Annotated in this window: 10 protein-coding genes and 1 pseudogene (1 of these 11 only partly in view); 9 read left to right on the top strand and 2 right to left on the bottom strand. The window is 34.4% G+C overall.

Features of this window, described 5'->3' with window-relative positions; all coding sequences use genetic code 11:
- The first annotated feature begins 1055 nt into the window (after window positions 1-1055).
- Window positions 1056-1853, top strand: a complete 798-nt coding sequence (gene srpC / locus LEP1GSC059_RS13215) for a sigma factor SigX-regulated lipoprotein SrpC (RefSeq protein WP_201028173.1) — start codon at window positions 1056-1058, stop codon at window positions 1851-1853.
- 403 nt (window positions 1854-2256) lie between these two features.
- Here the strand turns inward: srpC and LEP1GSC059_RS13210 are convergent, their stop codons facing one another.
- Window positions 2257-2676 (bottom strand): globin, encoded by a 420-nt coding sequence (locus LEP1GSC059_RS13210; RefSeq protein ID WP_017213612.1) that lies wholly within the window; start codon window positions 2674-2676, stop codon window positions 2257-2259.
- A 780-nt stretch (window positions 2677-3456) separates the two neighbouring features.
- Between LEP1GSC059_RS13210 and LEP1GSC059_RS13205 the strand changes: the two genes are divergently transcribed.
- Window positions 3457-4596: a nitrilase-related carbon-nitrogen hydrolase gene (locus LEP1GSC059_RS13205; RefSeq protein WP_036057606.1), complete on the top strand. Its 1140-nt coding sequence runs from the start codon at window positions 3457-3459 to the stop codon at window positions 4594-4596.
- Between the two features lie 51 nt (window positions 4597-4647).
- Window positions 4648-5172 carry a hypothetical protein gene (locus tag LEP1GSC059_RS13200; protein WP_002176283.1) on the top strand — a complete coding sequence of 175 codons (525 nt, stop codon included), beginning with the start codon at window positions 4648-4650 and terminating at the stop codon, window positions 5170-5172.
- Window positions 5173-5919: 747 nt separating this feature from the next.
- Here the strand turns inward: LEP1GSC059_RS13200 and LEP1GSC059_RS13195 are convergent.
- Window positions 5920-6909: an alpha/beta hydrolase gene (locus LEP1GSC059_RS13195; protein WP_017213609.1), complete on the bottom strand. Its 990-nt coding sequence runs from the start codon at window positions 6907-6909 to the stop codon at window positions 5920-5922.
- A gap of 1091 nt (window positions 6910-8000) precedes the next feature.
- Here LEP1GSC059_RS13195 and LEP1GSC059_RS13190 point away from each other — a divergent pair.
- The 6 genes and pseudogenes from LEP1GSC059_RS13190 to LEP1GSC059_RS13165 form a co-directional block, all read left to right on the top strand.
- Window positions 8001-8591, top strand: coding sequence for a hypothetical protein (locus LEP1GSC059_RS13190; RefSeq protein WP_017213608.1), 591 nt, complete (start codon window positions 8001-8003; stop codon window positions 8589-8591).
- Window positions 8592-8958: 367 nt separating this feature from the next.
- Window positions 8959-9669, top strand: a complete 711-nt coding sequence (locus tag LEP1GSC059_RS13185; RefSeq protein ID WP_020980915.1) for a hypothetical protein — start codon at window positions 8959-8961, stop codon at window positions 9667-9669.
- A gap of 897 nt (window positions 9670-10566) precedes the next feature.
- Window positions 10567-12126: a flagellar hook-length control protein FliK gene (locus LEP1GSC059_RS13180; protein ID WP_017213607.1), complete on the top strand. Its 1560-nt coding sequence runs from the start codon at window positions 10567-10569 to the stop codon at window positions 12124-12126.
- 8 nt (window positions 12127-12134) lie between these two features.
- Window positions 12135-12866 (top strand): flagellar hook capping FlgD N-terminal domain-containing protein, encoded by a 732-nt coding sequence (locus LEP1GSC059_RS13175; RefSeq protein WP_020980928.1) that lies wholly within the window; start codon window positions 12135-12137, stop codon window positions 12864-12866.
- A 30-nt stretch (window positions 12867-12896) separates the two neighbouring features.
- Window positions 12897-14291: a flagellar hook protein FlgE gene (gene flgE, locus LEP1GSC059_RS13170; protein ID WP_036057573.1), complete on the top strand. Its 1395-nt coding sequence runs from the start codon at window positions 12897-12899 to the stop codon at window positions 14289-14291.
- A gap of 248 nt (window positions 14292-14539) precedes the next feature.
- Window positions 14540-15407 (top strand): annotated as a pseudogene (locus LEP1GSC059_RS13165) (HD domain-containing phosphohydrolase); it runs 1116 nt beyond the window's last position.

Below are 15407 nucleotides of genomic sequence, written 5' to 3'. Positions count from 1 at the left end.
ACGTTACTTAGAATTACATAATAAACGTGAGTTCGGTCATGATTCACTTTTCTAAAAAAAGTTTGGGTCTGAACTTTTTGGATCAATTCCTAAAATGTGGAAACTTATACAAAAAGTAAATGTTTAAGAATTTATAATGTGACTTAATTTGTGGGGACTGCCTCCGATCGCGATTTTACGAGCCAATTCTAAGAATGTTGGGACTCATACTTTTGAAAAATTCTTTCTCATTTTTTTACGCCGAACTCACGTTATTCCATTTGTGAGAATCCCTATGTTTTTGTAAAATCGAAATTAATTTTTAGTATTTTCTTCATGTGTGTCCGAATAGTTGCTCAGAAAAACATTTAAATTTTGTGTTTAAATGAGAATTTAAGATAAATTTAATATAATAGATTTGTTGAAAAATTGGTATTCTTTCGTTTTTCCATTAAAACGAATTGATAAAGTCGTTTTGTTAGTCGCAGATTTGCGATCTTTTCAACAATTCTAATGAACTTTAATTTAAATTCGAACATAAAACGGTGGCTCTTGTTATATAGTATCAATAAGAGACTTTATTTGTATATTAGATTTGTTGAAAAATTCCATAGCGACGATTAACAAAACTGTTTTAATTACCGTTTCCATAAAAACATACACAGATTGAGAATTAATTTTTCAACAACTCTATTTTGTAACAGTGTTTTATATGATATAAAGTAGTATTTAAATATTATAAAATACTAAATAGTATGTTGAGAAAAATTTTACTATGAACGAAACTTAGGATTGTAAATACGTGCAATCTTTTTTTAAAGTTTGTATGTATAAAAGAGTAAGATCCGATTTTTAATTCTTTTTTAAAAAATGGAATCATGTTGCAAAATTTCCATAGTTTTGAAGAAGAATTGAAACTGAATTAAAAAAAAGGTTTGTTTTGAGAGAAAGCATGTGCTTCAAAACCGTAAAGAAAACAAAAGAAGACAGAATTCGGGAATCAAAGATTGGTAAAGACGGTTGAACCCATATAAACATTGGTTCTTAGAATTTAAATTTTATTTTAAAATTTTTTTGTGGCACAAAAAAATCTGGGGTTCGTTGGCTTAATTGAATCAACTTGGGAGGATTCAATTATGTTTCATAAAAAAATAGCAGTTGCACTGCTTTTAACTTTGTTCTTTGCAAACTGCGACAGCAAAAAGGATGACGATTCAACTACCAATTTACTTTTGTTAGCGGCGATTCAGTCTCAACAGCCCGACGCTTCCGGAGTATATGCAGCTTTAAGTATGCTCAGGGGAAGTAATAACAATCCAGGGCAACAAGGAGCTTATTCTAACGGAAAAGTATCTCCTTTTTCAGTAGCTTCAGATCAAACTAAGGATTGTACTTTAGGTGGAAGTATGAAAATGTCATTAGGAAATATGACCCAGGGACAAGGCGCTAATGGAGTATTTACTTTAGAATATACCGGTTCAAAACTTACCTTTCAAAATTGTAAAGAAAGTGCTCCTTCGGCGGAAAAGGGAGGAAGTTCCGAGGTCACTACATTTAACGGAGAAATTTCAAGAGACGGCATAGTAGAAGCCATTCTTGATATAGATAGTTTAGATCCGAATTCCGGTTCATTTAAATATACGCAGAATAGTACTGAAAAAATGTATTCAGATTCTTATTCAGTCAACGGTGTTCTTTATCCTAAAATAGATCTTACTTTTAAAGTCAGTAATGGGAAGTATGCAGCATCAAACCTGAACGATATAGATAAGGCTACTTTGTCGGTTGAAGAGACTGTGGAAGTTACCGGGACCATTGGAGAAGGAAAAGTAAAAGAAAGTTATACCACTAAGTATACAATTAATTTTAAATAACTTTCTATGGCCGCCGAGAAAATACTCGGCGGTTTTTCTAAATATCAATTTAGTCTACAAGCTACTCAAAAATAGATTAGAATTCTGTATTTTAATCAAAGATAAAGTATTTTTAAAGATGGATTCTAATCTTATATAAGTTTTAATTTCCCTAAAACCAAATATTATTTAAAATTAATGTAATAATTACATTAAAAAATCATTCTATAGAAGTTGAAGTTAGCCCCAAAACCTTAGAATGAATTATTTTTGAATCTTTGGTAAAATATGGCAGTTCCTAATTGAATAAAGTTGTTGAAAAATTTCATAGTCAGATCAACGAAACTACTTCAATCGATCGTTTCCATGAAACGAAAACAGAGATGGAAAATTCATTTTTCAACAACTCTAATATATGAATGTATTAAAAGCTTACTTGCAGGGCGCTTTCAGAGGGAGTATGAATCATTTTGAATACTTCTTGCCAGCTTTCTTCTACTTCGCTGGAATACCACGGACCGAGCCATTCTTCCAAGGCAAATAACCAGGCTTTTTCAAGAATGGGAATTTCTTCGACTTGGTTGCAAATTTTAATACATTCCACGCCGAAATTTTGGATTGCTCTTTCTAATTGTGAGTATTGAAAACCGGAAAGGGAAATGTTTCGAGCAGAATTCATAAAATGTTTAACGTCTTCCAGTTGAATTTTGGAAAATATGTTTTCGTATTTTGGATAATTTTCTTTGAGATAGATAAAAAATAATTCTGCGAATTTAATTCTATCCAAATTGACTATGTCAAAAGATTCGTTCAAACTTCGAATTTGATTTTCTGAAATATTCATTTTTAGCTTATTCTCCCGGATACAACCAATCTTAAGGAATCCATGGAAGGATATACGATTTTGTTCTGTAAATCTTTTGAGTTATAATTCGATGCCTTTTATAATAGAATTCGATTTTTTTAGTTAAAGATTTACCTTTGTTTGGACAAATTTTGATAAGAAAATTGGAACTGATAAGAGCAAAAAATACTGTTATTTTAGATTCAAAAACAAAGGTCGGTTTTTATTAACCACAGATTAGGCCCCTATAAATTTGGGGGCAGATCCCTTGTGTAACTCAGAGTTTGAGGTACTTTATTTTTATAGAACTGAGTAATCGCTAAATTCTTACTTATCCTTTGGGGACTTCATTTTTTTGTAAAAGATAAAAATGTGGGAACTCTTACCAGAAGTTTGGTAATAAAAGATCTGTTTTAAAAAACTTAGAATGTAGGAACTCTCACAAAAACTTTAAAATTACGTGAGTTCGGTGTAAGAAAACGAGAACGGATTTTCTAAAAGTATGAGTTCCTACAATTTTAGAATTTGTTCGTAAAATCGTGGTTTGTGGTAGTTCCCACATTTTAGGAATTAATTTATAAAGATCAGATTCTAAGTTTTTTCAGAAAAATGAAACGAACTCACTTTAAAACTGTAAATGTAGGAACTCTTGCGAGTTTTGGTTGTAACAGTAAAAACTTGAAAAAGTAGGAACTACTGCGCTGAATGTCGTTTATAGAAATGAATTATTCGCCAAACTCGTGTTAAATTGAAACTAAGATTTTATAAATGTTAAGCCAGATATTTGTTAAAAGAAATTATCTATTCTATTTCCTATTTTTGATCTTAGTATTTTACGGAATTTGGTCCTATACGGATCGTTCTACTAGGGAACAGACTACTCCGGATTCTAAATTGAAAAGGGTAGAGAGTTTTGGAAAAGATCTAAAAAAAGGAAACCTTCTCGGGATTCAACCCTGGATGGACCCTATCGATTATTCGAATGAAATTAATTTTTCGAAAAAAATTCAATCTTATCTTGAAGAAGCAAATAAGAAAGGATATATCAATTCGAAAACGATCGTGGTATTTCCGGAATATTTAGGAACTTGGCTTGTGATCGCAGGAGAAAAAACTTCCGTAATCGAATCGGACAAACTTGAAGATTCGATGCGAACCCTAATTTTGAGTAACCCTGTAAGTTTTATTCATAATTTTCTCAAGGCACAAGGAAAGGATAAAATCAGAGACGCACTTTTTAGAATGAAAGCGGAAAAGATGTTATCTATTTATTCAAATACGTTTTCGGATATGGCAAAAAAATGGGGGATAACGATCGTAGCGGGATCGATTCTTCTTCCAGAACCTCATATTTTAGAAGGTAAAATTCAAATTAGAAATGGGGCCTTAAAAAACGGTTCTTACGTTTTTTTACCGGATGGTCGAGTGGCAGAAAATTCTCCTGAAAAAATTTATCCAATAGAAGATGAAAAATCTTTTGTAGAGGCTTCCACTCTCAAAAATCTAAAGATCATTCAAAGTCCGGCGGGGAGGGTGGGGGTTTTGGTCTGCGCAGATTCTTGGTATCCCGAAGTTTACAAAATATTCAAAAAACAGAATGTGAATTTCATAGTTGTACCTTCTTATGTGGCTCCGGATGGGGCTATGTCCGAGGTTTGGAAAGGTTATAACGGATCAAAAAATCCGACCGATATTCGCCTGGAAGATGTCCATAGAATTTCGGAAGGAGAGGCCTGGCTTAAATACGCACTTGCTGGAAGGATTTTTAAGTCCGGGGCCACTCATGGGATGAACGTTTTTTTACGGGGATCTCTTTGGGATTTGGGTTCCGATGGAGAAGTCATTTTAGTTTACCGGTCGATGGTTCGGACCTTTCCTAAAATTTACGGAGCCAGTATCGTAAATCTCTGGTTAGATTGATAAGAAAGATTTATTTCTTGAAAACTGACCGAAAAGGATTCTTCTTGGCGCATGTCACTATTTCTTTTTGAAACCTTTTCTGATAACTTTCAATCCAAACACAACGAAGTTACTTCCGGAAAGTGGTTCGGTTTAAATTCTTTAAACTTAGAAGGGAAACCTTTTGCCACTTTTTTCGAAGGAAGTTTAGTGCTCAAACTCGGAGCGGAAACGATCGCCGAGATCATTTCCCGTTATCCTGGGGCAAAACTTTTTGATCCTTCCGGTAATAATAAAGCCATGAAAGATTGGCTTCAGATTCCGGCAGAATTTGAACAAGACTGGCTTAACTTGGCTGAAGACGCTTTGGTATTTGCTGAAAAATCGTTGAACGATGCTGCAACTACTCCTGTTAAGAAAAAGGCAGCGCCTAAAAAAGCGGCTAAGAAAAAAGTCATCGCTAAAAAGAAGAGTCCTGCAAAAAAGAAGGCGGCTAAGAAAAAATCTTCCGCTAAAAAAGCTAAAATGAAACCAAAAGCTAAGGCTAAGAAAAAAGTAGTTCGGAAAAAAACGGCTGCTAAAAAACGGAAAAAATAAACAATTCGATCTGCCCTTATTGAATTAATGAGGGCAGGTCAAAATACGTTTTACAAATATTTTATAGAGAACGAACTCTATAAATTTTAAAAGAATAATCGCCCAATCAAGTTCTTGCATAAAATCGTTGTTTGGCGGGTATTAATCTCATTAAAAATTCATTTTATAGTAATTTAGGTGTCTGAAAAAACCGATTTTATTCCGTTTCTTTTTCTTTAAAATCGAATGGATAATGTCGTCTTGCGCCGAATTGAAAACTCCAGTTTGTTAAAAAAAGTTCAATGTTGATTTTTATGGTAATTGCGCAGGAATTCGTTTTTGATACGTTCAAGGGTCCGACGTTTTTAATCGAAAAATAGTCAATCCTTTCCAAATTAGAAAATATCTTTTGCTCAGAGCTATTAGACAAGAATCCTCAATGTTTGTGGTAAAATAACATGAAAGGGATCGATGTAGAAGTCATTCTTTCAAACGCGCCGCCGCCCCTCTGCAGGTCGTTCGAAATAACTTCAGCGTTTTTCGTTTCTATGAGCGCTCAACAGATCGTATTCTATAATAAATTGAAACTAAAAACGATTGTTGTATCCTATTTCCTGTAAGAATTTATTGGCCGAGCTGATCCCGTCGTCCGGCTGCCTGGGCCAAGCCGGATTCGTCCTGATTTTTTACGTTGAACTTACGTTAAAATAGGTTTTGTAGCAAAAATTTAAGGTATTCTTATTTTATAGGAATTATTGTGACAAATTCTTAATTTAAAGAAAACACATTTCGGATAAAAGTTTTTGCTTCTTTTAAAATCAGATCCTTATCGCTTTTCATGTATTTGGAAAATAATACGTGATTTCCCAATTCTACTTTTACCGCTTTATTCAATGGACTTGCCTTTCCGTTTTCATTCACTTTTTTGAATGCGTTTAACATAGATGAGGTGGAGGCGGACACATCTTGATTTTTTTCGTTTTTGTAATAGTAAAACAATAGAATAGGAGAGGAAATTTTAGAGAACGGGGCAGTTCCCAAAACAAATTCTCTTAGGTCCGATAAATTTTGAACTGCCGCGAGATATTGATCTCTATACCAGAAGGCGCTGGCTGGATTTCGTTTTTCTTCTTCTGTAGATTTACGAATTTTTCCCATTACTAAATGAGCAAAATCTTTACCCCAAGAAAATTGATAAATGACACTAAAGGGATTTGTAAAATCGTAAAATGGGGAAACAAGAATTAAAGCCTGAACTTTTTCCGGATATTTGGCTGCTAAGTATGTGGAAATCAAACCGCCCATACTAGTTCCGATTAAAATTGTTTTGTTACCTAGTTTTTCGGATTCTAAAAAAGCCGTTTCGGAGTCTTGTAAAATTTCTTCAAAAGTAGTATCTCTATGATCTTCTAAATTGGTTCCGTGACCTGGAAGGCGAACATAGTAAAGATTTGCTTTGAGATCTTTTGCGAGTTGATCCGTAACTTCTTCTCCTTCTGCGCGAGAAGCTCCGAAACCGTGGATATAAAGGATTGATAGATTGGTTTTATCCGTAGAATATCTCACTAATTTTTCTTCGTTATTGGGTCTTACTTTTTTCAATCTACTGATCTGAAGTTTTTCTCGATAATAACTATCAAAGTCGGAATGTAATGGAACGGATTTGTATTCATATTTAGGAGTTTCAGCATAAAAGGTGACGACTAAAAATAGAGCTAATGTTCCGATGATTCCCAAAATCCATTTAAGTATTTTCATTCTTAATTTTTCCTCATAACTCTTTAATGAACAACTCAAATCATCTGTCTTACCCCTGCAAGAAAAAAGCGTTTTTGAAAATCTAAGATCTTTTGCTATTGATTGAAATAAACTTTGGGTTTGATTTTGAAAAAGGAGGTGATTCTTTTAACTCGTGTTATAGTAGATTGTGATTCTATCGTATTCAGTAGTTTTGCTGACTCCTTTATAAAATAGGAATATCTTGTAATTTATTCTTAAAACTATGTTTTTAGAGAGGATATAGTTGTTTCGTCCTGAGCGATAAGTAAGATATTGAAAAAAAGTAAAATCTTCTAAGCTCAATAGAGTTGTTGAAAAATTCGATAGTGGCGATTAACAAAACTTCGTCAATGAACCGTTTCCATAAAACAGAAACAGATGGCGATTCATTTTTCAACAATTCTAATGTAGTTTTTTAAAGATTTTAGAGTTTGCAAATAACTCTTAGCAAGTCTGACAATTTCATGTATTTGTTGAAGAATAATTTCTTGTTAGTAGCAGATAAACTTTAATACGAAGATAAGCGTGTCAAAAAGTTAGAATAGACTTCTAACTTTAGTTTTATAGAAAATTTTAGGATCCGCCTGAATTTTTAAAAGTTTTTCCATAAATAAGTAGAGCAGCATTTCAATATTTTTTGTGAGAATTTAATATTTTGTAAAAAACAAGTTCGTTTTAGAAATTATAATAATTTTTTTCATAAAAAATTATTCTTTTTCATAAATGTGATTTTATTTATTTACAAAAATCACTTATTTCTAAAAGATGCGCTGACTGATACTTTGTCAGTATTTACGACTCTAAATCTACTTGATTGCGGAAATTTGGGTTCAAATTCAAAATGGAATGATTGTATAGGCAATTAATCCTAAAAAAAATGCGAACAAAATTTTTCGAAGTTAAGCTCTTAAATATAAGTTTAAGGTGTAAATTATAAAATACTGATATATAGAATTCTATAAAAACCGTTAGTGAGCTCTGCTATTTAATTTTGAAAACTCAATTCAAGGACTTACCTTCTTATTGTGTTATCAAAATGTTGAAAATTATAACTAATTAGGGTTTAACAAATGAAAAAAATAATATTAATTTTATTATTGTTCAATCTTGTTTTTGCTTCTTGTGAAGATGAAAAAAAGGATGAAGGTAGTATCACCGGAAATTCGATTATGGATTTGCTATTGCTTCAAGAGATTTCCACTCCACCTTGTCCAAGTGGAGTTACGATGACCGCCCCTGCTTCTGTGAATATACAGATTGGAACTGCAATTAAACCATTTGGATTTCAACTTTCCGCAGGCAATATCAATCATGAGACGCTGATAAAAAATCAGAAATGTGGGTTCAGTGAAATTTATGCTCTAAATTTAGCTAGAGGTCTTACATTTAATTCATCAACAGGTAAAGTGACCGGTACTACAACTGCAGCACTTGCTCCATTCGCTATTACCTTCTCTGCAAAAATGAAATCAAATGCTTCTACTATTACTTTGTCAAGAGCTACGACTGTTACTGTATTTGCAGCAGGTAGTCTAACTTGTAATACTGCCGGAGCTGCTTTAGGATGTAATAATGCAGCGCTTCCATATTCTTGTCCCAATTCGAACTTTTGTTATTCCACTTATTCTAACTGTCAAGCCGTAGAGGAGTGTGGTTACTAAATAAGATCTTTTTATCAAATAACCTGTGGAAAGACAGGTTATTTGATCTTGATTTTTTAATTCAGTAAGCTTCAGTTTTAATTTAAGATTCGTATATTAGAATTTAAAGATCGTCTTATATATCAAAGGGTAGGTCATTTTTTAAATGAATTTCAAAATTTCCCTCTTGATTTTATATAAGAATTTTAATAGAGTTTTTGAAAAATTCCATAGCTCAGATCAATAAAATTGCTTCAATCGACTGTTTCTCTGAAACAGAAGGAGAACTAATTTTTCAACAATTCTAATTTAAAAATCACAAAAAGAGCTTCAAGAATTTATTTTTGAAGTAAAGAATGGGTTTCAGGAAGAAAATTCGTTTTTTTATATGGATCCTTTTGAAAAAATCGTCAATCGATACGGTGGATGGGAACTATGGAATCGTTTGTATTTTGTAGAATTTTATTTTCAAAGTTTAAGTGGTCCACTTCCTTTTCTAAAGGGACTTGGTAAAACTTTTAACAAACACGGCAAAGTAAGGGTTTTTCCTAAAGAATTTATAACCGAGTTTTTGGATTACCCAAATCCTGGAAAAAAAATAATATTCAAAAATGGTAAAGTAGGCATTTTTAATGCACAAGAGAACCCTTCTGAATTAGAACTTCCTAACTATAGAGATAGTTTTAGAGGTTTGAAGAAATATAAACTTTGGAATCCTTTGGATGTTTCGTATTTTTTTGGTTATGCGACTACTCAGTATGTAAGCGTTCCTTTTATTCTAAAAGAATTCTCAGTTCAAAAATTCGAACTTGAGAACGGTGATTTTCAAATCGAAGCGGAGTTTCCGCAGTATCTTCACACTCATTGTAAAAAACAATCCTATCGTTTTGACTCTGAAGGACTTCTGGTTCGCAACGACTACACCGCCGATATTGTCGGATCTTGGGCAAAGGGGGCACATTTTACGACTCACTTTCAAGATATAGAAGGATTTCCAATTGCTACAAGACGGAACGTGTTTGTTCGTTTGGGGCCTTGGGCGACTTCGATTCCTGTTTTGTCTGCAGAATTGAAACCTTTGGGAGTTTATTTTAGATGATAAGGGTTTGGTTTTGATAAACCTGATTTTTTCCGTAAAAAAATAAAATGTGGGAACTCTTACAAATCTACATTTTACGATAAAGTTTTGGAAATGTGGGAACTCACACGAACTTTAATTATACAAAGTGTATATTTGAACTTTGTAATGAGACTTAATTTGTGGGAACTAACACAAATCTAGATTTTATGGTAAGAACTTGGAAAAACGATCTTGGTCTTAAAAATGAATGTAGGAACTACTTCTTTTTATTATATTTCGATTTAAAACACGATCCATAGAGAGAGTGTTTTGCTGAGTTTGAAAATTTAGCGGATACCTCTCTGAACTCAATTGACACTTCCCGACTCAAGTTATCGCTCGCTCTGCAGGTCGGGATTTAGATTGGCATAAAACTAAAGCGGAAGCCTTGTTATGGATCGGCATGACATTGAGTTTTTTATTCGCCAAGATTTTTTTACGTCAAACTCACGTTGATTTTCAAAAACAGTTTCGAATAGATTCTTATAGAAAATCACTCGTTCCAAATGCAATTTATGTCGCAAAAAAGCTAAAGGCTGTTAGGCGAAATAGAGATGACGAGTGTTAACCCCAAACTATTGCATTTTTGCTACGAAGAGTATATAAATTACTAGGATGAGTTTGTTTCCAACGTTAGAATGTGAGGAACTATTTCAAAAAAGCCGATAGTTCAGGGTTAGACATAAATTTTGATAATTTTTACATTTTCGCAAAATTCACAGTTCATCTTTAATAGGAAGTTTTACGTTTTTATATTGATATGTAGGAGTCTTCTAAAATGGCTTTGTTAAAAAATTGAATTATAAAAGCCGTCTTTATCTAAAAAACCGTCAAGGAATTCTGTGAAAGATCGATTTTAATACTGCGGAGTACAGTATGAATATTTCCGGTGATTTATCCATTTCAGAATTTAAACCACAACAATCCATACGGAATTTTCCTAAGATGGGTGAGATAACAGGTAAAGGTTCCTTTCTTGACCTGATGAAGATTTTGCAAGGATCTGCACAAAAAGGATTAGAAGAAACTCTGACCGAAATTCAAAGTAAGTCTTCCCAAACGGAACCTCCACAATCCGAAGAAGAAGATCCTGAAATCATAAAAGAAAAAAAGACCAGGTCTATAAATTCTATAGAAGAAGAGACTGCAAAAGAAGAAGAGAAGATTGAAGAAGCAACTAACGAAACCGTTCTACCTTGGTTTTTGGTATCGGAATCAAAAACGAACGAGATCGTAGATCCTGAAATTGAATCCGTGATTTTAGACGAATTACAATCTGAAATCATAAAAACAAATTTAACTGAAACTTTAAAAGCTCCAGAATCGATTTCCACAAGCGAATTGATCGAAAACTTTTTTGCAAATGAAGTGGAAGAGGGCGCTGAATTGTTAAGCGAAGTCTCTTTAAGAGAAGAATCAGAAAACCTAATCGATATAGAAAAAGAATCTTTGATCTCTTTTGAAAGTTCGAAGGAAATCAAACCTCGGTCTACAAAAGAAGAAAACGGAATTTACGAAAAAATAGAATCGCTCGAAGCGAACGATTCTACCGATACATTCCGTTTTAATGAACTAGATAAAAAAGAATTTAAAGAAAATGTTAAGGGTTTTCCTAACTCTTTCAAAGAAAAAGATATTGAAGAAGCAAAAATCGAAATTTCTAAAGAACTAGCACTTGATTCGGAAAAATGGAAAATTAGCCGCGATAAAAAGACAGATTCTTACACGAACTTGAAGGCCACTGCAAAAGAAGAAATTAAAGCCGTTGTTCTCAATCAATTTGCGGAAAACTCTTCGGGAAAATCGGGACAAGAACAATCTTTTCGATCTGATTCTTACTCTTCTCTTGTAAAAGGTGTCGGAACTACTACCGCAAACAGTTCACGGGAAAGCGGGGGTTTGGGCAAAGAATTCTTTCTCTCTAAAGAATCCAATGTACTTTCTAAAAAAGACATTCAACAGAATTTTCAAAATCTGATTCGTTCCGCTCGTGTACAAATCCTTGAAAACGGAAGAACCGAAGCGAGCATTCGTATGAATCCAAAGGACTTAGGCCAAATGTCACTTGCGATTTCTACTGATAAAGACGTTGTTCGCGGAAAACTTTTGGTGGAATCGGATACCGTCAAACAACAATTAGTTGCCGAACTTGCTAATTTAAAACAGGATCTTAAAGCGAATGGTCTTGAACTTGAATCTCTTGTAATTGAAGTTAAAGAAAGGGAAGAGGTTTTTTCTTTTAACACGGACTCGGATAAAAACGGCAAAGATTCTCATTCTTTCCAAGCTGCGTTTGGAGAAGATTGGAACTCCGATTTTAAAAATTCATTTTACGAAGAAGATGAACTTTCTCTCGAAGAAAATTTTTCTGAGCCTAATGATTTTTCCAAAAAAACCGATGGGAAATCCGAGAAATTGCTCGATCTGAAAGTATAGGAGACACCATGCCAGAAGCTACGGGCATCAGCCAACAAGCGACCGTAAATCGTTATCTAGAAGGAGACAGAAGTTTTAATATCCGGAACCACATGGAAAATTTGGAGAAGGAAGAAAAAAACGGTCTCAAAGGAATCGAAATCCGTTCTACAGTTAAATCTCTAGGCAAAGACGATTTTCTGAAGTTACTCATTACTCAGCTTTCTTCCCAAGATCCAACGAACCCTGTTAAAGATCAGGACTTTATTGCTCAGATGGCGCAGTTCTCTTCTCTCGAACAAATGAACAACATTTCCACTGGAATTCAAAAGATGGGGAATCGTCAGAGTTTTTCTCTCGTTGGAAAACTCGTTTCCGGTCCTGATTTTGTAAATGGCGAAAACGTTGCCGGAATCGCAGGAGCGCTGTTCTTTGATGGAGAAGGTAAAACTTTTGTTCGGGTCAACGGAAGGTCCATCGACGTGGAACAGATTACTCTTATCAGTGATCCTGTTGTTTTAAAAGAACAAGAAGCCGCCTATAATCAAAGTCAAGTCCAGCAGAATCAGAGCATGACCGGGACTTCTAAAACGGACGCGTCTTCGGTAACGACTAACGCACCTAAAACGAATACACAGGTCGAAAAAAAAGAAGTCGCTCCTATTTCGGATAACGCTCCCGAGTTAAAAGATAAAACTGTTGACGAAGAAAAATCTTCCGACTGGAAATTTCCGGGCAAAGATAAAAGTAATTCATACTAATAAACATAAGATAATCGAGGTAACAACTTTATGATGAGGTCACTCTATTCCGGTGTATCCGGACTTAAGAATCACCAGGTCCGAATGGATGTCATTGGAAACAACATCTCCAACGTAAACACTCACGGTTTTAAAACCGAACGTGTTACGTTTCAGGATATGATTTCTCAAGAGCTCAGAGGCGCTTCCGAGCCTAAAGAGAATATAGGAGGTGTAAACCCTCAACAAGTGGGTTTGGGTTCTTTGATTGCCGCGATCGATAAGATCATGACTCAAGGTTCTCTTCAAACCACTGGCAAAAATACGGATGTTGCTGTGTCGGGCGAAGGATTTTTTATCGTCAAAGACGGAGACAAACAATTTTATACGAGAGCCGGCGCTTTTAACCTCGATAAGAACGGTTACTACGTAAATCCTGCTAACGGTCTTAAGGTTCAAGGTTGGAACTCTAGACTGGACGACAAAGGGAATAAATACATCAATTCGGCGGCTTCGATAGAAGATATTATAATTCCAGTATATTCTAAAGAACCTGCAAGAGCAACTTCTCAGATAGATTTTAAATCCAATCTAAATTCTTCCGCTCCTGCGGTTCCGCCTGACGCGACTCAGGAAGAAATCACCGCAATGATCAACGATCCAGATCCTAAAATGAGAAGGGGTCACGTAACCACGATTAATACATTTGACGATCAAGGGATTCAAAGAGAATTCAAAATGGAATTTTACAAGGTTCGTGATAACACTTGGAAGGCTAGATTAAATATGACGGATTCGACTCAACTTTCCGTTGACGTTTCTGGAACCGGCGGACAAAATACTCAACTTCCAGGTAACGTTGAATTAGAATTTGGTTTTACTCCAGATGGAAAACTAGTATACGTTTCCGACGGTGTAGATTCGATGAACAGCGGTAAGTTGAACGCAAAAGTTTCCTTTCGGATTCCTGGAAATCCTGCAATTCAAAGTTTTGATCTCAATTTAGGAGAAGCAGGAATGGTGAACGGAATCACTCAATTCTCTTCCGACTTTACTACAAAAGCTGTCAAACAAGACGGTTATACGATGGGTTATCTAGAATCTTTTTCGATCGATAATTCCGGAACGATTACGGGAGTGTTTTCGAACGGAGTAAGACAACCTCTTGCTAGGATCGCAACAGCGGTATTTAATAACCCTGCCGGTTTAGATAAAGCGGGTGATACAATGTTTGCGTATTCCATGAATTCTGGAGAACCTAACATCGGTGAGGCGGGAGTCCAAGGAAGAGGTAAGATTAACGCAGGACTTTTAGAGATGTCTAATGTGGATCTTTCAGATCAGTTTACGGATATGATTGTGACTCAAAGAGGTTTTCAAGCTAACTCGAGAACGATTACTACTTCTGATCAGATGATCCAAGAAGTTTTAGGGCTTAAACGTTAAACTCTTTTTTAAATGATTTACTCTTCGACTGGCTGACATAATAAACTGTTTCAGAATTTCCTTAAGCGATATACTCGTTATCAATCGTTTTAGTAAATTTAAGGAAAGTTTTGTGATATGCTTTAAGTCGGAGAGGAAATTTTAGCTTTTCGCATTTCAAGTTATAGATTTCGTTTCCTTTTTACAAAGTTAGGAAAAAAATTATCTTTCCCATATATTTCCTGTACGGTTTCATTGATTCCTGGTAAATGAAACCGAAATTTCCTAAATACATTGTCACCGACCTAGGTTCGATTATTAAAAGGTTAGATCCGATTGCTAATCGTTTAGAAGTTGAATTTTTAGATTTTAAGGAATTTTTTCAGTCTGAGCTGTTTCGAAATTCTAGCGGGTTTTTAAATATTATCTTTTATTTAACCGTTTCCGATCTCAAAAAGACTCAAAAAGAAATTCATAAACAATTTCAAAGAAATCCACTAATCTTAAGTCGTTTTATTTTGAATGAAAATTTAGATTACGTTCATTCGGAAGATTTGAAAATTGAAGAGGAATTGATTTTTTCTATTTTACCTGAATTTTCTTCTGATCTGGTTTTTAATAAAACCTTTTTGAATGCTTTTACCCAACTTCAAATGATAACGGATCAGTTTGATCTTCAACACAAAGTAAATACTACTAAGTATGAAATTTCGAAACTGACTCGGATCGGTATCAGCCTTGCCGACGAAAAAGACATCAATAAACTTCTTCGAGAAATTATTTTCAGCGCTAGGGAAATTGCGATCGCTGATTCGGGCTCTTTATATCTTGTTGAAAAAGACGAACTAGGTTTGGTTCATAATCTTAGGTTTAAAATTTCTTCTATGGATATTGATACGGAAGAGTTTTTACTTCCGATTAATAAATCCAGCGTTGCTGGTTACGTTGCAGCGACTGGTAAAATTTTGAATATTCCAGACGTTTACGATTTGCCGAAAGATTCGGAATATAAATTCAACAGAAATTTCGACGTTCTTTCTAATTATCATACGAAGTCTATGCTTGTTGTTCCTATGAAAAATCATAGAAACGAAGTTGTAGGTGTTATTCAGCTCATCAACAAGAAGAGAAACTTTA

The organism is Leptospira noguchii serovar Panama str. CZ214 (assembly GCF_000306255.2).
Lineage (GTDB): Bacteria > Spirochaetota > Leptospiria > Leptospirales > Leptospiraceae > Leptospira > Leptospira noguchii.
This window is presented reverse-complemented; position numbering and strand designations above follow the sequence as displayed.